The 24,777-nt window shown below is 31.8% G+C and carries 27 protein-coding genes and 1 other annotated feature; of the genes, 6 read left to right on the plus strand and 21 right to left on the minus strand.

Annotated features, from left to right (window positions below; translation table 11 throughout):
• Positions 1 to 20: 20 nt before the first annotated feature.
• Positions 21 to 788: an IclR family transcriptional regulator gene (locus tag TICRE_RS04680; protein ID WP_075725649.1), complete on the plus strand. Its 768-nt coding sequence runs from the start codon at positions 21 to 23 to the stop codon at positions 786 to 788.
• A gap of 50 nt (positions 789 to 838) precedes the next feature.
• Here TICRE_RS04680 and TICRE_RS04685 read toward each other — a convergent pair whose 3' ends face one another.
• The 14 genes from TICRE_RS04685 to TICRE_RS04750 form a co-directional block, all read right to left on the minus strand.
• Positions 839 to 1,282 carry a DMT family transporter gene (locus TICRE_RS04685; RefSeq protein ID WP_198927482.1) on the minus strand — a complete coding sequence of 148 codons (444 nt, stop codon included), beginning with the start codon at positions 1,280 to 1,282 and terminating at the stop codon, positions 839 to 841.
• 17 nt (positions 1,283 to 1,299) lie between these two features.
• Complete coding sequence (locus tag TICRE_RS04690; RefSeq protein ID WP_075725651.1) at positions 1,300 to 2,268, minus strand: linear amide C-N hydrolase; 969 nt, start codon at positions 2,266 to 2,268, stop codon at positions 1,300 to 1,302.
• 14 nt (positions 2,269 to 2,282) lie between these two features.
• On the minus strand, positions 2,283 to 3,839 hold the full coding sequence (locus tag TICRE_RS04695) for an ABC-F family ATP-binding cassette domain-containing protein (protein WP_075725653.1): 1,557 nt from the start codon (positions 3,837 to 3,839) through the stop codon (positions 2,283 to 2,285).
• 174 nt (positions 3,840 to 4,013) lie between these two features.
• Entirely contained in the window at positions 4,014 to 4,394 is a 381-nt protein-coding gene (locus TICRE_RS04700) for a heavy-metal-associated domain-containing protein (protein WP_143583054.1), read from the minus strand.
• A 613-nt stretch (positions 4,395 to 5,007) separates the two neighbouring features.
• The gene (locus TICRE_RS04705; RefSeq protein WP_075725657.1) at positions 5,008 to 5,382 is read right to left on the minus strand and encodes a hypothetical protein; all 375 of its coding nucleotides are present in this window, start codon (positions 5,380 to 5,382) and stop codon (positions 5,008 to 5,010) included.
• 112 nt (positions 5,383 to 5,494) lie between these two features.
• Positions 5,495 to 5,692 carry a hypothetical protein gene (locus tag TICRE_RS04710; RefSeq protein ID WP_075725659.1) on the minus strand — a complete coding sequence of 66 codons (198 nt, stop codon included), beginning with the start codon at positions 5,690 to 5,692 and terminating at the stop codon, positions 5,495 to 5,497.
• 448 nt (positions 5,693 to 6,140) lie between these two features.
• On the minus strand, positions 6,141 to 6,344 hold the full coding sequence (locus TICRE_RS13875; RefSeq protein ID WP_332881340.1) for a PDDEXK nuclease domain-containing protein: 204 nt from the start codon (positions 6,342 to 6,344) through the stop codon (positions 6,141 to 6,143).
• A complete protein-coding gene (locus TICRE_RS13880; protein WP_332881339.1) occupies positions 6,331 to 6,480 on the minus strand; it encodes a DUF1016 N-terminal domain-containing protein in 150 nt (49 codons plus the stop codon). The genes TICRE_RS13875 and TICRE_RS13880 overlap by 14 nt, the downstream gene beginning before the upstream one ends.
• Positions 6,481 to 6,689: 209 nt before the next feature.
• Positions 6,690 to 6,878, minus strand: coding sequence for a DUF4160 domain-containing protein (locus TICRE_RS04725; protein WP_143583056.1), 189 nt, complete (start codon positions 6,876 to 6,878; stop codon positions 6,690 to 6,692).
• Positions 6,871 to 7,140 (minus strand): hypothetical protein, encoded by a 270-nt coding sequence (locus tag TICRE_RS04730; RefSeq protein ID WP_075725661.1) that lies wholly within the window; start codon positions 7,138 to 7,140, stop codon positions 6,871 to 6,873. The genes TICRE_RS04725 and TICRE_RS04730 overlap by 8 nt, the downstream gene beginning before the upstream one ends.
• A gap of 141 nt (positions 7,141 to 7,281) precedes the next feature.
• The gene (locus tag TICRE_RS04735; RefSeq protein ID WP_084191845.1) at positions 7,282 to 8,655 is read right to left on the minus strand and encodes a dipeptidase; all 1,374 of its coding nucleotides are present in this window, start codon (positions 8,653 to 8,655) and stop codon (positions 7,282 to 7,284) included.
• 225 nt (positions 8,656 to 8,880) lie between these two features.
• Positions 8,881 to 10,956 carry a methyl-accepting chemotaxis protein gene (locus tag TICRE_RS04740; RefSeq protein WP_158016427.1) on the minus strand — a complete coding sequence of 692 codons (2,076 nt, stop codon included), beginning with the start codon at positions 10,954 to 10,956 and terminating at the stop codon, positions 8,881 to 8,883.
• Between the two features lie 244 nt (positions 10,957 to 11,200).
• Positions 11,201 to 12,637 carry an amidohydrolase gene (locus TICRE_RS04745; protein WP_075725663.1) on the minus strand — a complete coding sequence of 479 codons (1,437 nt, stop codon included), beginning with the start codon at positions 12,635 to 12,637 and terminating at the stop codon, positions 11,201 to 11,203.
• A gap of 44 nt (positions 12,638 to 12,681) precedes the next feature.
• Positions 12,682 to 12,969 carry a thiamine-binding protein gene (locus tag TICRE_RS04750; protein ID WP_075725665.1) on the minus strand — a complete coding sequence of 96 codons (288 nt, stop codon included), beginning with the start codon at positions 12,967 to 12,969 and terminating at the stop codon, positions 12,682 to 12,684.
• Between the two features lie 149 nt (positions 12,970 to 13,118).
• Positions 13,119 to 13,364: a binding site (T-box leader), on the plus strand.
• 58 nt (positions 13,365 to 13,422) lie between these two features.
• Between TICRE_RS04750 and TICRE_RS04755 the strand changes: the two genes are divergently transcribed.
• The 5 genes from TICRE_RS04755 to trpA are packed head-to-tail and all read left to right on the plus strand — an operon-like array spanning position 13,423 to position 19,239.
• Positions 13,423 to 14,880, plus strand: a complete 1,458-nt coding sequence (locus tag TICRE_RS04755; RefSeq protein WP_075725667.1) for an anthranilate synthase component I family protein — start codon at positions 13,423 to 13,425, stop codon at positions 14,878 to 14,880.
• A 1-nt stretch (position 14,881) separates the two neighbouring features.
• A complete protein-coding gene (trpD, locus tag TICRE_RS04760; RefSeq protein ID WP_075725669.1) occupies positions 14,882 to 15,892 on the plus strand; it encodes an anthranilate phosphoribosyltransferase in 1,011 nt (336 codons plus the stop codon).
• 3 nt (positions 15,893 to 15,895) lie between these two features.
• The gene (gene trpC / locus TICRE_RS04765) at positions 15,896 to 16,690 is read left to right on the plus strand and encodes an indole-3-glycerol phosphate synthase TrpC (protein ID WP_075725671.1); all 795 of its coding nucleotides are present in this window, start codon (positions 15,896 to 15,898) and stop codon (positions 16,688 to 16,690) included.
• On the plus strand, positions 16,680 to 18,470 hold the full coding sequence (gene trpB / locus TICRE_RS04770) for a tryptophan synthase subunit beta (protein WP_075725673.1): 1,791 nt from the start codon (positions 16,680 to 16,682) through the stop codon (positions 18,468 to 18,470). Before trpC ends, trpB begins: the two co-directional genes overlap by 11 nt.
• Positions 18,463 to 19,239: a tryptophan synthase subunit alpha gene (gene trpA, locus TICRE_RS04775; RefSeq protein ID WP_075725674.1), complete on the plus strand. Its 777-nt coding sequence runs from the start codon at positions 18,463 to 18,465 to the stop codon at positions 19,237 to 19,239. The genes trpB and trpA overlap by 8 nt, the downstream gene beginning before the upstream one ends.
• Positions 19,240 to 19,370: 131 nt before the next feature.
• On the opposite strand, the gene TICRE_RS04780 is transcribed toward trpA, so the two are convergent.
• From TICRE_RS04780 to TICRE_RS13170, 7 genes are all read right to left on the minus strand, one after another.
• The gene (locus TICRE_RS04780) at positions 19,371 to 20,282 is read right to left on the minus strand and encodes an ABC transporter substrate-binding protein (protein WP_075725677.1); all 912 of its coding nucleotides are present in this window, start codon (positions 20,280 to 20,282) and stop codon (positions 19,371 to 19,373) included.
• Between the two features lie 32 nt (positions 20,283 to 20,314).
• Positions 20,315 to 20,878, minus strand: a complete 564-nt coding sequence (locus TICRE_RS04785; RefSeq protein WP_158016429.1) for an ABC transporter permease — start codon at positions 20,876 to 20,878, stop codon at positions 20,315 to 20,317.
• A gap of 88 nt (positions 20,879 to 20,966) precedes the next feature.
• The gene (locus TICRE_RS04790; protein WP_075725679.1) at positions 20,967 to 21,929 is read right to left on the minus strand and encodes an ABC transporter ATP-binding protein; all 963 of its coding nucleotides are present in this window, start codon (positions 21,927 to 21,929) and stop codon (positions 20,967 to 20,969) included.
• Between the two features lies 1 nt (position 21,930).
• Entirely contained in the window at positions 21,931 to 22,563 is a 633-nt protein-coding gene (locus TICRE_RS04795) for an ABC transporter permease (protein WP_075725716.1), read from the minus strand.
• Between the two features lie 27 nt (positions 22,564 to 22,590).
• The gene (locus TICRE_RS04800; RefSeq protein ID WP_075725681.1) at positions 22,591 to 23,361 is read right to left on the minus strand and encodes a DUF169 domain-containing protein; all 771 of its coding nucleotides are present in this window, start codon (positions 23,359 to 23,361) and stop codon (positions 22,591 to 22,593) included.
• Positions 23,362 to 23,393: 32 nt separating this feature from the next.
• Positions 23,394 to 24,446 (minus strand): uroporphyrinogen decarboxylase family protein, encoded by a 1,053-nt coding sequence (locus TICRE_RS04805; protein WP_075725683.1) that lies wholly within the window; start codon positions 24,444 to 24,446, stop codon positions 23,394 to 23,396.
• A 114-nt stretch (positions 24,447 to 24,560) separates the two neighbouring features.
• On the minus strand, positions 24,561 to 24,777 hold a 217-nt coding region (locus TICRE_RS13170; protein WP_158016431.1), incomplete at its 5' end, for a hypothetical protein.

Consider the following 24,777-nt stretch of genomic DNA (forward strand, 5'->3'; position numbering starts at 1 on the left):
GATTTAAGGAGCAGACTTCAATGAAAAAAAATGTTGCAAAAAGTAATTTAATTCAATCCATCCAAAGAGCTATAGACATACTCGATTGTTTTGATGATAATAATCCTGAACTATCTTTAGCTGAAATCACTAAAAAGGTAAATTTACATAAAAGTACCGTATACGGTATTGTAAATACTCTATATTTTAATGATTATCTTACACAGGATTCTGAGACAAGTAAATATTCCTTGGGTATTAGGCTCTTGATAAAAAGTAGCTTAGCTTCAGAAAAACTTAATATTAAAAATATAGCGGCCAAATATATAGAAAAGTTAACTCATAAATACGATTTAACAACTCATTTAAATATATTTGAATCTGAAAAAGTTTATTGTTTAGATAAACTCAGTTCAGATACCTCATACTACACACTTAGTTCTATAGTAGGTAGAGCACTTCCTTTAAACGCTACTGCCTCTGGGAAATTGATGCTTGCTTATTTAGATAAAGAGGATTCTATGAAAATCATTGATGGTTTAGAGTTTACCCGCTATACAGAAAATACCATTACAGATAGAGAAACTCTGTTAGAAAACTTAGATAAAATAAGAAAAACTGGATATTCTTTAGAATATGAAGAAGTAGAATACGGTGCTGTCTCCGCTGGGACTCCAATATTTTTTAAAAACGAGATAATAGGAACTATAAGTGTTACAAGCTCTACTATAAAATTTGAATTGATTAAAGAAGATGTTATAAAAGACTTAATAACTTACGCTAGTGAGATCACAAAAAAGTTGTCGTAATTTAAAATAAGTAAAGGTTGTCTTAAAATCTAAGACAACCTTTTTACTCTCTAACCTTTCCATTTAAAAACAATAACTCCAATAACCATAATTATTATTCCCATTAATTTTGTAAGACTAAAGGGAATCTTATCACTTCCAAATAGCCCAAATGTATCAATAACAGCTGCAAAAGATAGTTGAGATATAACCATAAGAGATATGGCAAATGAAGCTCCTAGTGTTGAAACTCCCATCGTAACACTAAAGATTATAATAACACCTATAGCCCCTGCAAATAAATATAATTTATTAACATCTAAAACACTTTTATAGCTGCCATCACCAAGAATATATGCCATTATTATAGCAAAAATAAGCCCAATTAAATGGATAACTGCTGTGGTTTCCCACATACCTACCTTTTCACTAATTCTCGTAGAAAATACATTTTGCGTAGCAATAATAGTACCTGCCAGTATAGAATAAAAAACTCCTATCAGAATCTTGTCCATGTTTTTCTCCTTAAGTTTTATAGGTCCATTACCTTTCTAAGCTTAATGGTCTTTATATCTTTTGCATCTTTATAGTCATCTAAATAAAAGGGTTGTATACTTATATTGTCATGACACTTTATAAAATAAGCACATTTTTTAGTATCCATAATGGAAGTATAAAGTGTTTCATCTGCGTGGTTTTCTATCGGATCGATTACAGAACCAGTTGGTATATCAAATTGTGATAATATACGAAAACCTTGTAATATAGCTGATGTTCTATCTAAAGCTTTAGGAGTATTTGATACAAAATAAGCCGCCCTTACAAATCTAGATGGAGGAGTAAAGTCTCCAGGAAGTCCTATCATCCCAGTTCCCTCCCCCAGCTTTGAAAGGGTTTCTCCATTGAAATTTCCTTTTTCAGTATTTTGAGGTCTTAAATTAATATAGTTCTTTAAATTCGTAACATGCCAAGGGAATTCTGGAGAATTTGTTAGGACTCCATATGGATTATCATGTGCTATTAATGTTCCTTCTTGAGGTTCTAATACAATTCCCTTGCCATTAGCATCCATAAAAAAGAAATGTGAACTGGTTGATTTATCTTCTTCATCCTCTCCATGATTTAAAATTACAATCTTCTCTGCCCTCTCTCTTACTTCATCTACATCTTTACATCTAGTTAGTAAATAATCAAAAGCATTAGAGATTGTCATACTTATCCTTCCAATGACTGGATGCTTTGAAAAGCTTGCATATCCTGGAAGAAAGTTATTAGAGCCCATAAGTCCCATTTCATTTATACCATCACCAAATGATGTTATATCAAAAAAGCTAGTACCTATCGTAGCATATTTAGAGGGAAATTTAAGTCCCTTTGCCTCTATAAAATCTTCTTTACCAGCTGGAACATATAGTATCTTATTATCCATCTTTATTCCAATTTCAAGTGTTCTCCCAAAGACAAATCCTTCTTTATATTTAAAACCTATAGTTGTGCACATTTTACCCACCTCTTTTAAAATATTTTAGTAGACCACTCTTCACAATTCCATATTTTAGTGGCTACATCTCTATAGAATTCAGGTTCGTGAGATATAATTAGTATTCCGCCTTTATAAGTTTTTAAAGCTCTTTTAAGCTCTTCTTTTGCATCCACATCTAAATGATTTGTAGGCTCATCTAGTATAAGGATATTGGTCTGTCTATTTAAAATCTTACAAAGTCTAACCTTTGCCTGCTCTCCACCGCTTAAAACCATAACCTTAGACTCGATATGATTTGTAGTAAGACCACACTTTGCAAGTGCTGCTCTAATTTCATACTGTTGCCATCCTGGAAATTCTGTCCATAACTCTTCTATACAAGAGTTATTATTCTTTTCTTTTATCTCTTGTTCAAAATATCCTATCTCTAGATTATCTCCTAAATTTACTTTACCAGAAAAAGGTTCTATAAGCCCAAGTACCGACTTTATCAGAGTAGTCTTTCCTAGTCCATTTGGTCCAGTTAAAGCTATCCTCTCTCCTCTTTCCATTCTTAGATTAAGGGGTTTTGATAGAGCTTCATCATAACCAATTACCAAATCTTCAGTTTCAAATATTAGTTTACCAGCTGTCCTACCTTCTTTAAAGTTAAACTGCGGTTTTGGTTTTTCACGAGTCAATTCTATTATGTCCATCTTATCTAGTTTCTTTTGTCTAGACATAGCCATATTTCTAGTGGCAACTCTCGCTTTATTTCTAGCAACAAAATCTTCTAGATCAGAAATTTCTTGTTGTTGTCTTTTATATGCTGCTTCTACCTGAAGTTTTTTGGCCTCATATATCTTTACAAACTCATCATAATCTCCAACATAGCGACTAAGTTCTTTATCTTCAACATGATAGATAAGATTGATTACACTATTTAAAAAAGGAATATCGTGTGATATAAGTAAAAATGCATTTTCATATTCCTGTAAATATCTCTTTAACCATATTATATGTTCTTCATCTAAATAGTTAGTAGGCTCATCAAGCATAAGAATATCAGGTTTTTCAAGTAGTAGCTTTGCAAGAAGAACTTTTGTCCTTTGTCCACCGCTTAAATCATGAACATCTCTATCTAGTCCTATTTCATCTAAGCCAAGCCCCTTGGCAATCTCTTCAATCTTAGAATCCACTACATAAAAGTCATTGTGATCAAGCAAATCTTGGATTGTGCCTACTTCTTCAAGTAAACTATTTAGTTCAACTTCATCTACATCTCCCATTTTCATATAAATTTCTTGCATCTCTTGTTCTAAATCAAAGAGATATTTAAATGCATCTCTAAGAATATCTCTTATAGTTAAGCCCTTTTGGAGCACAGTATGCTGATCTAAGTATCCCACTCTTACCCTCTTAGCCCATTCGATCTGCCCTTCATCTGGCTCTAATTTACCTGTTATTATATTCATAAATGAAGACTTACCTTCACCATTTGCCCCTATTAGTCCAACATGTTCTCCTTTTAATAATCTAAAGGAAACATTTTTTAATATTTCTCTACCGCCATAACTATGACTTAAATCTGTTACTGTTAATATACTCATTTTGATACCCCTTTCAAATTGAAACCATTTTATTATTTTATCTATTAATGAATGGAAAAGCAATAGATAAGTTGCATAGAGCAAATAAAAATGACTGCCCATTTTTAAGGCAGTCAAAATACAAATTGCTTTTCCATTCATTTGTTTTAAATTTAGCATTTCTTATTCTATAATCTAAAATTTTCCTATCTGCTCTTTTAGTTGTTGTTCTAGTAATTCTTCTAGATACTCTATATCTGTAGATGAATATTTGCTTATTTCTTCTTTATTTTCTAAACCTATCTTTACTATAGTATCTATCCAATCTATGATTCTTCTTTCATTTGTTCTTCTAGCATCATACTCAATTAGGATAGTTCCCATTTCATAATTGACATCTACTTCTTCTACTTCATCTAAAAATGAGATAGCCTTTTTTAATTCTCTATCATAAGGTGCTACTTGTTCATATACACTTTCTGGTGCATTTGATTTAAGTTTTATTTTACCTGGTATACTTTCCATTACCCTAAATTCACATAATCTTTCTAATACAAAATTTTTAAAAAACAACAAAAAATCCCCTCCATCTCTATTTAAAACTCTGCTATTATTATATTTAAACTTGATATTATTTGTTACATCTTTTTGTGTTTATTATATTTTAATATGGTTATAGAGCAGGGATTTTATAGTTGGTATTTTTAGGTATACTTATCAAGTTGCGGTGCATATCTCTCAAGTTTATATCTGTATACGCCATTTGATCCTTTTAATTTATCGCTTAACACCTCTTCCATATCACTTTCTATGTCATTGCTATCTTCTTTTAGCTGTTCTATTTTTATTAGTGGAGACCCAGGCTGTTTACCAAAGGAACCAGAACCTCTCCTTTAGATTTTACTGCATGATAGGTTTCGTGAAAGTTGTCGACTCAATCTAAGAAGAGTACATTGTCATCCTTTTTTTGTTCCTATAATAGTTTCTCATAAATATTGTGAAAAAGGATTTATGACAAGTTGAAGCTATGTAGATAAACTAGAACAGAATTAAAATCATATTCTACCCTAGTTATATCAATTGTTATAACTGTTTTATTCAGTTTGTCATATTTGACATTAAGACAAACTCAACAACTATTTAAAATCTGATATGTTCATAATCTAAATATATACTTCTTTCTTTATCTTTATTTGTCACTACTACTTTCTATTGAAAGATTCTTAAATGTTAGTGTTATACCCCAAAACAAAAATCGAAATACAATCAAAATAATAAAAACCATCAAAATAAATCCGAATGGAGTGAATGGTTCATAATCCAATAAATAAGCATTAAAAAAAACTAGTATTAAAGACATTAGTTCCATTAAAGAATCTTTAAACCCAAACTTTTCGTACAAATGGCTAGTTTTTCTAAAATTAAAAACATCTAAGACCTCTTTACTCAGAACTCCTTTTATCGCACTTAATCCTATTAAATAAATTCCTAAAGCAATTGTAAACTTTAAATTTAAAATTTGTGTTACTACACAATAAACCATCGTAAATAAAATTAAATACACTTTTACAACTCCTTTTAATATTTAGTTTTACTCAATTATATTTAAGTAAAACTCATAACTTTTTACTATAAAATATATAACCCACTCATTTTGGGTAATATTTCCATAAATTTTAATTCTTTTTTATTTTTTTGATTGTAAAATCTGCTAATATTAAACTTGTAATTATTGCTATAAAGTAACTAACTAGCGCCATTAAATCTGTAAATAGGCTTAGTGTATTCCTGAAAATCAAATCAATGCCTTTTGCAAATATAATAAAGTAAATGACTACAAAAAAAATAAAAAATATACGACTTTCTTTTTTCATTTTAATTCTCCTAATGTTGTAATTTTTAAAAAAAGATATAGTTGTATTATACATTAATTCTCTGTTTTTTCAATTATTTTAGAAGATATGAATTATAATAAGATATTTGTGATTTGTTTTGAAATATACAGGTAGGTAGATTGTAAAAAGATTAACCATTCCTAAGATAGTAATAGAAATGAGATTGTTATGAAAATTAAAAGATTATGTAAACTGATTACTTTATTTTTGTGTGTATCATTTCTTGCACCTACATTTGTATTTGCCACTAATTGTACATTTTAATTGTAGCATTTACATTTCAAGATATGATGATGCCTAGGCATGATGAGACTCATCTATAACTATATAGTCAAAAGCTGCTACCATAGTTTTCCCTGTTCCTGTGGCATTGTAAATCAAATAGATACCTTCTCCTTATTCCCCTTATCGCTTTATTCACACCAAATTATTGTTCTTCATGCCATTCTTCTACAACAGACTCTACTTCTCTAATTAATCTTTCCTTATCTGGAATATAAAGTGTATATTTAGAAGCAAATATCTTATTTGATAGACCTCCTAATGCATATTCTGCCGCTACATTATCCTTATCGGTGCATAGGATTATTCCAATAGGGGGATTATCTATTTCATCATTAACTACAGTAATGAGACCAGCTCAATTTGCCAGACAGTGTCTGGCTTTTTGGATAGGCTAGATAAAGATTCCTCATATTTTGCAAATTCGACCTAGAAAAGCCTCTTACAAACTGTTTTGTCAATTCTTTTGAGAGTTCTTTTATCAAGCCTTTACCATAATCAGCCCTATCTTGGTGATTTTGTTAATCTTGTAAAATTATCCTTCCTAATTTGCCAATAAGCTTTAACAGGAGAATCCACCTTCTGTGTCATTATCTCGGTTGCATATCAAATTCTGATTTAATAAAGCTCCTACTGCATATTCTGCTGCTAGGATATAAAGCTAATCTCAATTTTGTTACATTATGAAATTACTTTAACAATAGAATTTAATTTCATTTGTTTTAAAATGTTCCTTCCATTCCTTACATATTAAAAAGTATTGTGCTGCTATTATTTCTAAAATATTATTTAATTCTTTTGTTGGTATCCTGCTTGAATTATTAGCTAAGATACAACCACCTGAAGCAGTTAACCAAATTTTAGTAGCATTTGGGTTAGGCAATTTGAATACCCCCTATTGAGGCATATTTATATAGAAGATGTGTATTATGTCTAAGCATTTCATTGAAGTTTTCAATTTCTTCATCAGTATAACCTTCTATTTTTATCCAAGTATAATTAGGCAAAATACACCTTGCTGTATCAAATCCATGTTCTGTTGGCCGCTCAAAGTGAACTTCTACTTTCTTTACATCATTTTCTTCAATTATATGAGAGTGAGTAATTTCGGTCTCATCTGCTAATGTAATATAAGGATACATCATATCAAATACCTCCCAACTTAAATTTTGTATTTTCATATCTACTTATACTGCGTAACTGAAAATGATTATAATATAAGTATACTATATATTTATAAATTCTTAAAGAATCAAAATAGACTCAAGACTTCAAAATTCACTCCATCAATCATTAATATAAAATATCCTTGTTTCCCTCTTGCATTTATCTTCATTATAAACTATTTCAAACGTAGCTGCATGGAAGTTTTCTCTTAATGGCTCTTCTATCTTTAAACTAAATGTAGAGTCTTCTTTATTATACTTGCCCTTATAAACTATCCCATCAACTATTATCTTAGACTTTTCTTCATCTATTTCCACTTTATTTAAACCTTCTACTCTACAAGTAAACAGTTTAGGATTCTTTATTTTTTCTCCCATATTAAAGTCTGGGATTATATTTAAATCTTTATCTTTTTTACTATCTGTAGGTTCTGCATTTTCTTCTACATCCTTTAAGACTCTTAGCATATTTTTGCCTAAAATCTTTTCTATATCTTCTTTCTTATATCCTCTTTTGATTAGTTCTTCAGTAATCTTATACATTTCCGAACTGTCTTTCATATCTACTGGTATTTTAGTACCATCAAAGTCAGATCCAAGTCCTACATAGTCTATTCCTATCAAATCTACTATATAGTCAATTTGATCTATAAAGTCTTTCATGTATGAAGGAGGATTGTATGTAAGAAAAGCTTCACTTAGTACCATTCCCACTGTTCCACCATTTTTAGCTATAGCCTTTAACTGATCATCTTTTAAATTTCTAGGATGTTCTCTTAAAGAATACACTCCTGAGTGTGAAGCTATTATAGGTGATTTTGTAACTTCTATAGTATCCCAAAAACTTTTTTCACTCATATGGGAAACATCTATTACCATTCCAAGGTTGTTCATCTCTAGAACAAGTTCTTTCCCAAGATTTGTAAGTCCCTCTCTTGAAGGGGTCTCATCGGGATCGTTGTAAATTCTACTTGCACCTTCGCCTAGTTCATTTGAATAGTTCCAAGTAAAAGCTATGACTTTAACACCTAAATCATGATATTGTTTGATTAGTTCTTTTGTATTGTCTTTATCAAAGGAATAGCCCCCTTCAATTGTTGGAACAGCTGCTATTTTACCTTTATTTACAGTATCTTTGATTTCTTCTAAAGTACTTGATATTTTAAAAGTATCGCTATTTTTCTTTTCTGTAAAATAGAGTGCATTTATAATTCCTAGCGTTCTGCTTATACTTCTCTCTAGATTGTTATAATATCCATCTGTAAAAGCTGCAAAAAAACAAGCATTTATTCCACCCTTTTTAAGCTTTGGAATATCTATATGATTTTCTGTGTTTTCACCAATATCTATCTTTGGTAAAAAAGTTTCTTCATCTATAACTTTCATCATCGTATCATTGTGAGTATCTACTACTATTGAATCAAAATGAATCTTTAAGTCAGTTAAGTTATCGTCCATTATATCTACTCCTTTTGTATCTATATTTTCATTCAATCCTGAATGATATACCTATTTACCTCAAGGTCTTCCACCTTTTTTAATAACTAAAAGCATTATTGCAACAAAAGCTATAAGTGGTATTAAATCTGTAAAAACCATAGAATTTCCACCTCTCTTTCTTGTGATTTCTCTTTAAATATATCGTACCATGTAGTAGGAGAAACGACAATAAAATTGACTATATTATTTTCTAATATAGTCAATTTTAAAACTTGTTTTTTAAACTTTAAACTTTCCTATCATAAAATTAAGCTCTTCAGCAATCCTTGATAACTCATCACTCGCACCTGAGATTTCAGTCATAGCTGCATTTTGCTCTTCTACAGATGCAGAAGCCTCTTGGGCACCTGCTGCATTTTCTTCTGAGATTGCTACGAGATGTTCCATTACCTCTTTTATCTTTTCCTTTTGATTTATCATTTCATCACTTGAACTATTTACTTCATCTATAGCATGCTCCATTTCATCTAGAGCATGTGCTATTCCATCAAATTTGCTACTTGTCAACTCTACACTTGTTTCTTGCGACTTTACAACTTCTCCAACTTCTTCCATAGTTTGAACTGCACTGGATGTTTTTGCTTTAAGTTCCTTAATTATCACTCCAATTTCTTCAGTAAATCTATTGGACTCTTCTGCAAGCTTTCTTATTTCATCTGCCACAACAGCAAAACCTCTACCTGCTTCCCCTGCTCTTGCAGCTTCTATGGCGGCGTTTAAAGCTAGTAGATTGGTTTGATCTGCTATGCTTTTAATCATTTCACTTGCAATTACTATTTTTTCTGTACTCAAGTTAGTATCCTTTATAACTTCTTGTACTTCTATTGAGGACTTAATATTTATATTTGTCTTTTCAACTAAATCTTTTATCAGTTCTAATCCTTCATCTTTAAGATAGTTTACTTTTTTAGTTGATTCATTTAGAGTTTTTATATGTTTTGTATTTTTAAGCACTACATCTCCAAGTTCTTCTGCAGTGGCAACACCTTGTTCAGTATCTATCGCCTGTTCACTTGCCCCAACTGCTATTTCTTGGATAACCTTAGATACTTCATCAGATGCCTTTTCAGATTCATGTGTTGTTGCAGTAAGCTCTTCTGAATGGGCAGCAACCATATGCGATTTATCTAATACATTTTTAATCATCTCTCTTATTGCTTGTTGCATAGTATTTACTGATTTTGCTATCTCTCCAAATTCATCTTGCTTTTCCATGATATCCACTGGTACATCTTCTCTAAAATCTCCTAAAGCCATATAATTCATTAATTGTTTTAACTTATTTATAGTTTTAACAGCATAATTAGAAGTTGAAAATAGTATGAATCCAAGAAGTGAAATAGTTATAAGCCCTGCAAAGGCAATAGTATATAAGTTTTTAAAAATGGATGAATTAACAGCTTCCATAGAAAGACCCATATTAATAGCTCCAATATTTTCCCCGTCTATAACTACTGGATATACAATATCATAGACCTTTATTTTATCTTTTCCAAATTCATATTCTGATGAATATGGAACCCCTTCTGTAACTGCCGATATAATTGCTTCATCTTTTGAAAAATCTGTTCCTATATCCTCAGGATTACTATCTGCAATTGCTACTAAATTTTTATCTATAAAAGTTGTATATACGATTTCTTCATCTAATACCAGCTCTTCCATAAGCCTTTGGTAGCTAAATTGCTCTGTTAATTCATTGATATGATCAGCATTTATTCCCGCCTGAAGGAGAGTACCATCAGTGTTCTTTATAGCCCCATATTTAATATAGACATCACTTACGGTATCGTGTCTAATACCCTCCATCAATTCAGTCTCATCACTATTTATAAATTTGCTCATTGGGTGGTCTTTCTCTCCAGCTGGATCATAACCTATATTCTCTGGAATATTTGAATATATTATAACTCCATTCTCATCCCAGAAATTCAGCTGATTAGCTCCTAAATCCTCTGCTAACTGAGTCATCTTTTCATTGCTTACTCCATCTCCTAGTCTTCTCATAGACTTAGTAGCTTGTATGATATCGTTTTCCAGCGAGTTATTTATAACCTCTAAAGATTTTGAATTATCCTCTATTCTTCCTACTACTTCCCTCAATACAAATTCTCCATTTTTATTCATTTGGTCTAGCAAGCTATTCTTAGACATATAGTTGGAAATCATACTTATCGTCACAATAGATATTATTACTAGAATTATGGGTATAATTAAAAGTTTAATCTTAATTGAACTTTTATTGAACTTTACCTTATTTTTCACTTTTTCCTCTCTTACCATCTCTTTTTCCACTTTCAACATCTCCTTATATGTAAAATTAATAGTCAATTATATATATCGGATAATAATAATAAAATTATAGTAGTATTTGAAATTTATTAAAAAGAGTAAGATAAAGCTTATAAAATCCATATGTATAAAATAGAAGTCTTAATTTCTTTTTAAAAAGATTTAAGACTTCTATTTCTTGTGTATTGACACTTTCTTATAATATTTATATTCATATTTAGCTTAGATAGAACTACAATTATACACTTTAATATTTTCCTATAGGTGGTTTAACTGAGTCTGGTAGAGGACATTTGTAACTTCCTCCATTTTGTTTTAAAACAATTTTCTTTGCCTTTTCTATTATCTCTGGTCTATCCATAGTCCTTATTGCTGAAAGTGCCATAGCTTTAGCAGCTGTAATCAAGCCCTTATCAGTAATACTACTATTTCCTTGACCTGTAGTTTGCCAAGTATGTCCTACATTGCCAATACATACAGTTGCTATGTGAAGGTTTAGAGTCGGTACAGTATAGCAGACATCCCCTACATCTGTAGAGCCAGATTCATAAGAGGTATTTTTGCTATCATATGGGTGAACTATTGGATCAAGTGGCTTATAAAGTCTTTCTTCTATTTGATCTTCTCCATATATCTCTGCTATCTCTTCTTTTATTTCATCTAGAGTATTTTCATTATAGGAAAGTAAATACTCTCTTGCAAGAGAATAGTCCTCTTCGTCCCATAAAGGTGCTCCCACATCTTGTAGAGCCTCATCTGCAACTTTTGCTAACGCACTGTTGGGGATATAATCAGAAAATGCCATAGTTATTTCATACTCCATTTGTGTACCTGTCATTAGCGCTGCACCGCGAGCAACATTTACGACTCTTTCAAATAATTCATTTACTCCTTTAACATTTGGAGAACGCACTTCATATTTTACTAAGCTGTGATCTTGAACCACATTTGGAGCCACTCCTCCTGCATCTACATATGCATAGTGAATACGAGCCTGATCTATCATATGTTCTCTTAGATAATTGACTCCAACACTCATAAGCTCAGCTGCATCTAATGCACTACGACCTAAGTGAGGCGCACTCCCAGCATGAGATGTTATTCCATTGAACTCAAAGTTTGCACCCATAATAGCCACTGACCTATTAGATGGTATTTCATTTTTACTTGCAGGATGCCATGTATATACAAAATCCACCCCATCAAAAACACCAGCTCTAGCCATAAACTGCTTTGAGCCTGCTCCTTCTTCTCCAGGACAACCAAAATAAATTACTCTACCTTGTTTTTTATTTTGCTTAAAGTACTCTTTTATTGCAATGGCTGCTCCTAAAGATCCAGCTCCTAGAGCATTGTGACCACATCCATGACCAGGCGCACCTTCTTTAACTGGACTCTTTACTGTTTTTCCTCCCTCTTGGCTAAGGGTATCAAGCGCATCATATTCCCCAAGAAACCCTACTACAGGACTTCCACTTCCAAACGATGCAGTAAATGCAGTTGGTATATCAGCTACACCTTTATTTATAGTAAAACCTTCATTTTCTAATACTTCACATAAAAGATCTGCGGACTTTACTTCTTCATAAGGTAGTTCTGCAAACTCCCATATCTTATGGCTAACATCCAAGATCATATCTTTTTTTTCATCTATAATTTTATTTATAAATTTTAAATCCTTCATAAATTCTATCCTCCATTATAGTAAAAACATTCATATTTCCTTAATTATCTATATTTACCAACTTTTTCATCCATTGTTACGCCCTCTGATTTATAATCAATCTTAACTATAGATACTACTCTAGTTGCCCCTTCTTTTATACAAATTTCTTGAGCATCTTTAACTATTTTTAAAAGAATATCTATTTCACCTTCCATTGTTGTCTCCATCGGTCCAACTTCATATTTAACTCCTGATTTTTCAATGTGTTCAATAACTTTATCTACAACATCATAAATACATTCATCTGGAACAACTGGTAAAACTTGTAAGCTTACATTCACATTTCCCATTTTTTATTCCCCCTTAAACTTGTTTTTATTATATGGTTATTCTTATATAAAGTCAATTAATGGTGTATGATAGAAAACTTTTTTTATTTGTTGAAATTTACTATTGACAAATTCTATTATAGTGATACAATTATGAATAATAAAAAAACTCTAAACTATTGATACGGAGATAAAAACAAGAAAAGAGCTTAAAGAGAACTTGGGATGGTGAGAACCAAGTAGTTACTGCTTGTTAAATGGACCGTTGAGGGCACATTGAAAGATTGTCTTTACAATCGAGTATCTTGTGACGTTATGACTTACGTTAGTAGTCGGGAATATGTTAGTATTTCGCAGAGATTATGGCTTTGCCATAAATTAAGGTGGTACCACGGGTATATTGACTCGTCCTTAGCAGATTAAACTGCTTGGGGCGAGTTTTTTTGTTTCTTTAAAAAGAAAGGAAGAAAAAACATGAACTTTTATCCAACAATCCAAGAAGCAGAAACAATTTTAAAAACAGATGACTTTAAAACTATCCCTATTAGTTATTCTATAGATGCGAAAAAAGATGCAACTGATATCTATAAAGTACTAAAGAACATCAGTCGCAATGTATTTATTTTAGAGTCAGCTAGATATGATAAAACTTGGGGGCGTTATACCTTTTTAGGTTTTGATCCAAAACTAGAAATCACCTGTAAAGATAGAACTGTTAAAATCAACTCAGGTACTAGTTTAACATTTGAAGATAAAAGTCCACATGAATATATACGGCAAATTATCGAAGAAAACAAAAGTCCTCAAATTTCTTCTTTGCCTACTTTTACAGGAGGTCTTGTTGGTTACTTCTCATATGAGTTTATCAATTATAGTGAACCTAACACAGTGTCAGATACTATGGACGAAGAAGGATTTAACGATGTTGATCTAATGCTCTTTGACAAGCTTATAGCGATTGATAATCTTGAACAAAAGATCGTATTTATTGTAAATATAAAAACTGATGATTTAAAGTCTAATTATAATAAAGGAATCTTAGATTTAAAGCAGTTAGAAAACCTTGTGATAAATGGAGAATTTGTAAACGAAGAAAAAGGAAAACTACTAGAACCGTTGACTCCACTATTTGATGAAACTAGATACTCTAAGATGGTTGAAAATGCAAAACAAAGTATATTAGATGGAGATATATCTCAGGTAGTTTTATCAAATAGATTGTCTGCAAAGTACACGGGAAGTCTTTTTAATACTTACTGTACTCTTAGAAAAGAAAATCCATCACCTTATATGTTTTATTTTTCAAGCAGTGATATAGAGATAGCTGGAGCCTCTCCAGAGACGCTAGTAAAGCTCGAGAATAAGAAGATTTCAACTTTCCCTTTAGCTGGAACAAAAAGGCGAGGAAAAACACCAGAGGAAGATAAGGAACTGGAAATTGAACTTTTAGGTGATCAAAAGGAGTGCTCAGAACACAATATGCTGGTAGATCTTGGACTCTATGATCTAGGAAAGATAAGCGAACCTAGCAGTTTAAAGGTAGCTAAGTATATGTCAATCGAACGATTTTCACATGTAATGCATATAGGATCAACTGTTCAAGGCACAATAAGAGGAGATAAAGATGCACTTGATGCTATAGATGCTGTTTTACCTGCTGGTACACTTTCAGGCGCTCCAAAACTCAAAGCATGCGAGATAATCAATAGATTAGAAAACAATAGACGTGGAATTTATGGCGGTGCTATTGGCTATATTGACTTTAGCGGAAATATGGATACTTGTATCTCAATAAGACTTGCCTTTAAAAAGAATGGAAAAGTTTTCGTTCGATCGGGAGCTGGAATTGTAAAAGACTCAATTCCAAAAAAAGAATATGAAGAATGTATAAATAAGGCTAGAGCAGTCGTAGAAGCATTGGAGGAGGTATAACATGATTAAAGAAGCTATTATAAAACTTACAAATAAAGAAGATATGACTTATGAAATGGCAGAAGCTGTTATGGATGAGATAATGAGCGGGTGTGTTCCAGATCTTCAAATAGGTGCTTATCTAGTTGCCCTTTCAATGAAAGGTGAAACAATAGATGAAATTACAGCCTCGGCAAAGGGCATGAGAAATCATGCAGTCAAACTCTTACATGATCTAGATGTATTAGAAATAGTAGGTACAGGCGGAGATAAATCAAATTCTTTCAATATCTCTACAACAACGGCTATAGTTGTTGCAGCGGCGGATGTATTAGTTGCAAAACATGGTAATAGGGCTGCTTCAAGCAAATGTGGTGCAGCCGATGTATTAGAAGCACTAGGGGTTAACATTTCAATTTCAGCTAAAAGGAGTAAAGAAATACTAGATAAAATTGGTCTATGTTTTTTATTCGCACAAAAGTATCACTTGGCAATGAAGTATGTTGCACCGGTGAGAAAAGAACTTGCAATCCGCACTATCTTCAATATATTAGGGCCACTTTCAAATCCAGCAGGAGCAAGTATGCAGCTTATGGGTGTTTATGATGAAATGCTTGTTGAACCACTTGCAGAAGTACTTTTAAGACTTGGAGTTAAGAAAGCTATGGTTGTATATGGAAAAGATGGGCTCGATGAGATTTCAATGAGTGCCCCAACAAAGGTTTGTGAAATAAGAGATGGTTGGTTTAAAACATATACTATAAATCCTGAAGATTTAGGCTTTAAGCTCTGTAAAAAAGAAGATCTTCTAGGCGGTAATCCTAAGGAAAATGCTAAAATTACACTTGATATCTTAAATGGTGTAAAGGGACCAAAACGAGATACAATTGTTTTAAATTCTGCAGCTGCACTCTATCTTGCAAAAGAAGGTTTGACACTACAAGATGCAGTTTATGAAATAGAAAATATAATTGACAATGGAAAAGCACTTGAAAAACTAAATGCTTTCATTAAACTTTCAAATGAGGTGTAATAAATGATTTTAGAAAAAATAGCAAATTATACAAGAAAAAGAGTCCAAGAAGATAAAAAGATAGTAAGTTTGGAAGAGGTTGTAAACAAGGCAAATCTTTTACCTGAAGGAGACTTTAAATTTGAACAAACACTTAAAAAAAATAAAGTTTCAATTATCTGTGAAGTAAAAAAGGCGTCACCATCAAAGGGTATAATTTCTGAAGATTTTCCTTTTGTACAAATCGCAAGAGAATATGAAAATGCAGGTGCAGACTGTATCTCTGTTCTTACAGAACCAAAATGGTTTCTTGGAAGTGATGAGATCTTTAAAGAGATAAGAAAAAATGTAAATTTGCCAATGCTTAGAAAAGATTTTACTATTGACGAATATCAGATATATCAATCAAAGCTCCTAGGTGCAGATGCAGTTTTATTGATTTGTTCTCTACTAGATACAAAGACATTAAAAAAATATATTTCTATTTGTGATAGTTTAGGCTTATCTACACTTGTGGAAGCTCATAATATAGGTGAAATAAATTCAGCAATAGATGCTGGTGCTAGAATCATAGGTGTAAACAACAGAAATCTTAAAGATTTCACTGTTGATTTATCAAATTCTATAAACCTTAGAAAAAGTATTCCAAATGATATCTTGTTTGTAGCAGAAAGTGGAATTTTAAATGTAAATGACGCTATCTCTCTTATAAGATCAGGTGCAGATGCACTACTAATAGGAGAAGCTATGATGCATGCTAGTGATAAAAAAGCTTTTATAAGAGAAATAAAACAAGGTGGTGCTTTAAATGAAGATTAAAATTTGTGGTTTATATAGAGAAGAAGATATTGAATATGTAAATATTGCAATGCCTGATTTTATTGGATTTATAATTGACTTTCCAAAAAGTCACCGAAGTATTACCCCACAACTGGCAAAAAAATTAAAAAGCAAATTAAATCCTAAAATCAAAACAGTAGGAGTCTTTGTAAATGCACCATATGAATATATAGCTCAAATCTGCAAAGAAAATATAATAGATATGGTTCAACTTCATGGAAGTGAAGATGATGAATATATAAAGATGTTAAAAGAAATTACAGATAAGGAGATAATAAAGGCCTTTGTTGTAAAAGATGACTTTGACCCTAAACAAGCAGAACATTCTCTTGCCGATTATATTCTACTTGATGGAGGTATGGGAAGTGGAAAGAGTTTTTCCTATGAAAAGATAAAAGATATAAGGAGACCATTTTTTCTTGCAGGAGGACTTTCACCAGAAAATATAGAAGAATCTACCAGCCTAATTAAGCCTTTTAGTATTGATATGTCATCAGGAGTAGAAACCGATAAAGTTAAAGATTTTAAAAAGATTATTTCTGCTGTAAAACAAGTTCATAGGAGGGAAAACAATATGAAAAAAGGAAGATTTGGAGTTCACGGGGGTCAGTATATACCCGAAACATTGATGAATGCAGTTTTAGAATTGGAAGCTGCTTATGAGTATTATAAAAATGATGATGGTTTTCAAAAAGAACTTACAGAATTACTAAATGAATATGCTGGTAGGCCATCAAGACTTTACTTTGCTAAGAAGATGACTAAGGATCTAGGTGGAGCTAAGATTTATCTTAAACGTGAGGACTTAAATCATACAGGTGCTCATAAGATCAATAATGTACTTGGTCAAGTTTTACTAGCGAAAAAAATGGGCAAAACTAGAGTTATAGCTGAAACAGGTGCGGGTCAACATGGAGTAGCAACTGCAACGGCAGCAGCACTCTTTGGGATGGAGTGTGAAATCTTTATGGGCAAGGAAGATACTGAAAGACAAGCTCTTAATGTCTATAAAATGAGACTTTTAGGCTCAAAAGTACATGAAGTGACATCTGGAACTGCCACATTAAAGGATGCAGTATCTGAGACTATGCGTGAATGGACAAAACGTATCCATGATACCCATTATGTACTTGGTTCTGTAATGGGACCTCACCCCTTCCCTATTATTGTAAGAGATTTTCAAGCTGTGATTTCAAAGGAAATAAAAGAACAATGTCTCGAAAAAGAAGGAAGACTTCCCGATGCAGTTATTGCTTGCGTAGGTGGTGGTTCAAACGCTATCGGTGCTTTTTATAACTTTATAGAAGATGAAGATGTTCGTCTAATTGGATGTGAAGCAGCGGGCAGAGGAATTGATACATTTGAAACAGCGGCAACAATTTCAACCGGAAGTCTTGGAATTTTCCATGGAATGAAAAGTTATTTCTGTCAAGATGAATACGGACAGATAGCACCAGTTTATTCAATTTCAGCTGGTCTAGATTATCCAGGGGTAGGACCTGAACACGCATATTTAAATGATATAAAAAGGGCAGAATATGTTCCAGTAACTGATGAAGAATCAGTAATAGCTTTTGAATATCTTTCTAAAATGGAGGGAATTATTCCAGCGATTGAAAGTGCCCATGCACTCTCATATGCAATGAAACTTGCACCAACACTATCAAAGGATAAAATAATCGTAGTAAATCTATCAGGAAGAGGAGATAAAGATTGTGCTGCTATAGCTAGATATAGGGGGGAAGATATAGATGAGTAAAATAAAAAAAGCATTTGAAAACGGTAAGGCATTTATTCCATTTATAACTTGTGGTGATCCAAATTTAGATATCACTGAGGAACTCGTATATGCCATGGAAGAAGCGGGAGCGGATTTAATAGAACTAGGTATTCCTTTTTCTGATCCAACTGCAGAAGGTTCTGTAATTCAAGCTGCAAGTCTAAGAGCATTAAATGGCGGTGTTACAACAGACAAAATATTTGAGATGATTAAAAGGATTCGAAAAAATAGTGGGATTCCTCTTGCAATTATGACTTATGCAAATGTTGTTTTTTCATATAATACAGAAAAGTTCATTAAAACTATGGGTGAGATGGGTGTTGATGCACTTATTCTTCCAGATGTTCCATTTGAGGAAAAAGAAGAGTTTTCACTAGTCTGCGAAAAATATGATGTAGACTTTATTTCACTTATCGCTCCAACATCAAATGAAAGAGTAGAAAAAGTAGCAAGAGAAGCAAAGGGATTTGTCTATTGTGTTTCTTCTTTAGGAGTTACAGGAACGAGGACGGATATATCTAATGACATTGGAAGTTCAGTTGAAATGATCAGAAACAAAAGTAATCTTCCTTGCGCAATAGGATTTGGAATCTCAACTCCTGAGCAGGCAAAGAAAATGGCTTCCCTTTCAGATGGAGTTATTGTAGGCTCAGCAATTGTAAAACTATGTGGTGAATATGGAGAAGAATGTGTACCTATTGTAAAAGATTTTGTAATGGAGATGAAAGAGGCTATTAGAACTGTATAATAAAAAACCTAAGCCACAACAAAATTTTGTTGTGGCTTAGGTTCATCTTTTATAAAAACACTTCTTAACAAACTACCAACGATAGATAGGAAAAGCATTACTTTTCTTACAACATTAAAGTTTATCTATCTTTACTTAATTAATCCATTCTCAACCAAGAAATCTTTTGCTGCTTCTTCTACAGACATTTTATCTATATCTACTTTAGAATTTAAACTCATGACTGATTCATTAGTAATTATATCTGTTAATTTAGCTATCTCTGCTTCAAGGTCTGGATATTTCTCTAAAACCTCCGTTCTAAAAACAGGTGCTATACTATATACTGCAAAGGCATTTTTATCATCTTCGAGTGGAACATAACCATCTCTTTCTATTATACCATCCGTAGCAAAACCTGTTGTAACCTCTGCTTTACCATTTTTCATTGCTTCATAGAATAATCCCAGTTCAAGATTTAATCTATCTTCATTAGGAACATTGAAATCATATACCTCCATCAATCTAGGCATCATATCTGGTCTTTCATATGATTCTGCTGCCGTTACTAATGTAATACTGTTACCATCGTTATATGCTTTTGCAAGATCACTTACATTTTTAAGCTTATACTTCTCAGCTAATTCTGGGGTAGCAACCATTACATAGGTATTGTTTGCACTAGAATATGGTAACCATGTAATATCATTATCCTTATCCCATTCACTTACTAAGTTATAAGCTTCTTCTGCATCAAATACAGGTTCATGCTCCATAAACTGCATTAAACCGGTTCCTGTATACTCAAAATATCCATCAATCTCACCTGAAGTAAGTGCTGTTCTAATAATAGCAGTTTCTCCTAATCCTGTTTCATCGTTTACAGTATATCCAAGATCTTCTAAATATTGAACCATAACACTACCCAATACAAGGCTTTCAGTAAAAGTTTTAGAACCTATTGTAATTTCTCCTTTAGAATTTTTATCCTTCGTATTACCACAGCCAACTAAAGAAACTACACATACTACTAAAGCAATAAATATTATTAATTTTCTTTTCATTATTTAACAACTCCCTAAATCTATTTTTTATTTTAATCATCACTACCAAATACTTTTATCATTAATTTTGTTTCAATCTTTTCAATAAAAAAATTCATAGTTAAAGCAATTACAGCACATAGGGATGCCCCAATAAATAAATATTCAGGATATAGCATCGCAATTCCACTTGATATTAGTACTCCAAGACCACCCGCTCCAATAAATCCTGCAAGTGTAGAAATACTAACGACATATGTTGATGATGTCTTTATACCATTTAATATATATGGTGTTGACAGTGGTATTTCTAATTCTCTTAACACCTCCATATCTGTCATACCGAGACCTTTTGCAGCTTCTCTGGCTTTGTTATCTACTTCGAGCATTCCAACCATTGTACCTTTAACAATTGGAAGCACAGCTTGTATTACTAATACAACTATAGTTGGCAAATATCCAAATCCTAACAATGGTATTGATATAGCTATAAATGCAAAAGCAGGTATTGTTTGTAATGTGTTCAATAGTTGCAAAGCAATATTTGATGTAACTCTTACTTTATTACGACTTAACAAAATCCCCAAAGGTATTCCAATTAATATTGCTATTGTCAATGATATCAGTACTAGGCTAATATGTATCGCAAAATTAATTGGGACTAATTCTGTTAATGCTCTTGCTACTCTAATCATATCCATATTATCATTCCTTATAGAGATATTTTGAAATATCATCAAATGAAACTTCTGTTATAGGTTTATTTTCATTATCAACTATTGTAATAATACTTTTATTTTTTTCTATCAAATTTGCCAATGCCGAGTATAATGTAGAATTATCATTTAACTCTATCTTTCTATCTAAATTTTCATCTGTTATTTTTTTGTGATTATCCTCAATTAAATCCTTTAATTTAATAATCTTCAATGCATCTAACACTCTTGTTTCTCCCATAAATTCTTTGACAAAGTCATTCTTTGGTCTCATCAGAATTTTAATTGGTTCATCACATTGAACTACTTTCCCTTCATTAAATATTGCTATTTTATCCCCCAGTTTTATTGCTTCATCAATATCATGAGTTACAAAGCATATGGTCTTTTTCTCAGCATTTTGAATTTTCAATAGATCATCTTGTAATTTGGTTCTGGCTATAGGGTCTACTGCTCCAAAAGGTTCATCCATTAAAACTATAGGTGGATTTCCAGCTAGTCCCCTTGCTACTCCTACCCTTTGCATCTGACCACCACTCAGATGCCTTGGATATTTCTTTCCTTCAATATCAGGGTCGAGACCTATCATAAGTATTAAATCTCTTACTCGTTGGGTAATCATTTCCTTATCCCATTTTTTTAATTTTGGAACTATAGCTATATTCTCTTCTACAGTTTTATTTGGCAATAAGCCAATATCCTGTATAACATACCCTATATCTCTACGTAGACTATCTTCATCAAAGTCTTTAATGTTTTTACCATTGATAGTAATCGTTCCACTTGTAGAATCGAGCATCCTATTTATTAATCTAAGAGTAGTTGACTTTCCACATCCTGATTTGCCTAAGAAAACAGTTAGTTTCCCTGCTTCTACATGTAGATTTAAATTATCAATGGCAGGTATTTTTTCACCTGGATATAATTTTGTAACACTTTCTAAAAATATCATTCTATTCACCACCTGCATTAGTATTATACCAGCTTAATTTATCTTCTATCTTTGATAGAATAAAATCAAGTAATAATGTAATTATTGAAACGAGAATCGCACCTGTTGCAACCATTTCCATATTACTTCTTGATAAGCCCTGAGATATTAGTCTACCTAGGTTTTTTTCTCCAATATAAGTTGCTAAGGTAGCTGTACTTGTAATCATAATTGTCATTATTCTAAATCCAGAGAAAATAGAAGGAACAGCCATAGGCAATTCAACTTCCCAAAAAATATTTCTTGCATTCATTCCCATTCCCTTTACTGCTTCTATTAATGACTTGTCCACATTTTTGATTCCTGTATATACACTTCTTGTCATAGGCATCATAGAATATAGAACTAAGGCAATAATAGCAGATTTTCTTCCCAATCCTAAAAATGGAATCGTAATAAGTATGGCAAACATTGCTATTGATGGAATACAGTATAAAATATTGCTTGTAGCAAAGATAAAATTTGCAACTTTTTTATTTCTAGTCATATATACTCCTATTGGAATCCATAAGATTAGAGAAATCAATATAGCTGAAATAGTAAGAGAAAAGTGTGCCAATGTGTATTTAGTTATTACACTTGTATTTTTCGACATATATTCTATCAAGCTTTCACCTCAATTCTAAATATAATAATTTTTATCTAACTCAATTCCTAAATCAATACCTTTTTTAGATAATTCTTCAATAATCCTTAGTTTCTTTTCATTAGGCTCTGTAGGGTTTATAGTGTTTATAATACCATCAATAATATTATTCATTTTACTATAAGGTATTCCAATTGAAATATCATTTTCATCCCATTTAGCAAAAAATCTAGTTCCCGAACATAACATAGATATATTTATATCATCTTCAAGATAAGGAGTAGCAGTAGATTCAGAGCATATTGCTTGATTACCACCTATTCTTATGCTTTTATTGATGCCATAATAATAAGAGTAACCTTGGGCAATTCTCATTATTGGATAAGATGTATCAACAATAATTGCTACATCAAACTTCCTATTAGGATAATCTTCTAGGGGAAACACCTCTATTCCATAGTTCCTTTCCTCAATATATTTAATATCTTCCTGTGCAGATTTTGCTACTTCACGATCTATATATAATCCTAATGATTCATATACTTCTCCGGATATTACATTTTCGGGCACATCTATTAACCCTAATGCTTTTGATGCACCCACGCACCAAAAGTTATCAGCTTTTGACTTAAAATGTTGCCCAGAACCACCTCGCTTTATCATATAACAATAAGTTACCTTGCTTTTAATCTCTTTAGCATTTATTGAATCATATTCTTTCTTATTTTTTATAATTCTTACTGCTACAACTTTTCTCTTTAGATTTAGCAATATTGGTAAAATACTTATTTTTTCACTTAATTCCATTTAAACACCTCTATATAAAATTATATTATAAATTAATATCTGCCAAAATCTTCACAAGCTCTATACATTGCAAATACATTAAGGGGCGGTGTATATGGTGGTAATGTACATGACGGCATCAATACAAAACCTCCATCTCTAAATTTGTTTTTTGTTATAATATTCCTTGAAGCATTGTATACTTCACTAGGACTTCCACTCATTAAAATACTTGTAGAAACATTTCCACCTAATATATATTTATCCCCTAAAATTGAGTCTGCAAATTCCAAATCTATCTTTTCATCTAAACTGATAAACGTTTTTTCTGGTAAATTCATTTCTTTAAAATAATTTAACTTCTTATTATGATTGCCACATAAATGAAGAGAATAGCTCTTTACTCCTTTTTTTTTAAAATATTCATATATTTCATAGAAATATGGTAAAGAATACATTTCAAATAATTTAGGAGAAATTAGAGAATCAATTGGAAAGTTTGCAGAACAAGAGCATTTATCTACTCCAAACATTTCTATTGTAATATCACCTAATTGCTTCAAATAATTAGTTGCATATTTTAACAATAAATGTAACTTATCTGTATTCTTGCTAAATAGTTTAAGTAGTAATCGAGTATCACAAATATTACCTGCAATTTCCAACGGTGATCCCATAGTTATAGATATTGATACTCCATTTTTATCTAGTATTTTCAAAAAATTAATTCTTTCTTTTAAATGCGGATTTTTATTTAAATTAGGCATAACTAATTTATCTATGTCATCTAAAGATTTTACAAAAGGTTTAAGTATAGGAAGACCAAAATGGGGGTTGTCCTTAAACTTAATTTCGCCTCCAAAAAACAATCCTGCATAACCCGGAAAATCAAAAGCAGGGTTACCATCACAATTGTGTAAATCTAAAGTTAATCTCTGAACTTCATAAGATCGTTCTTGATTCAAGTAAAACTCCTCAGATTTAAGTCTCCCTAATACTCCTGCATATATTGTAGAATTAGAAAAAAACGGTACCCTATCAAGTTCTTCTCCTTTATAAAGCTTTTCCACACGATCTTTACTAGACATCCTTTCATGATATTTCAAAGTAATCACCACCTTTTTTTGACTCAAACAATTCTAGTATATTTTGGGATGATAACCTATCCCATTGGGTTGATATAATATTGTCATTAGGATTAATCTTTCTAATGGAATTTATTACTTCACACTATATTTCCTACTTCCATCAATACTCCTACCACTTGATATACAGCTTCCACCAAAAAAGCGTCCATTCTCATCCTGTTTAATCAAATCTACTGCCAATAATGAAGTAGATGTTTTTGGACAAATATGAATCTTAGTATTACTCTTAGAATCTATTTTTTCTAACACTCTTAAAAAGGATGGCCCAGCAACTTTCTTGTAAAGTTTA

This window comes from Tissierella creatinophila DSM 6911 (genome assembly GCF_001940565.1).
Taxonomy (GTDB): Bacteria; Bacillota; Clostridia; order Tissierellales; family Tissierellaceae; genus Tissierella_A; species Tissierella_A creatinophila.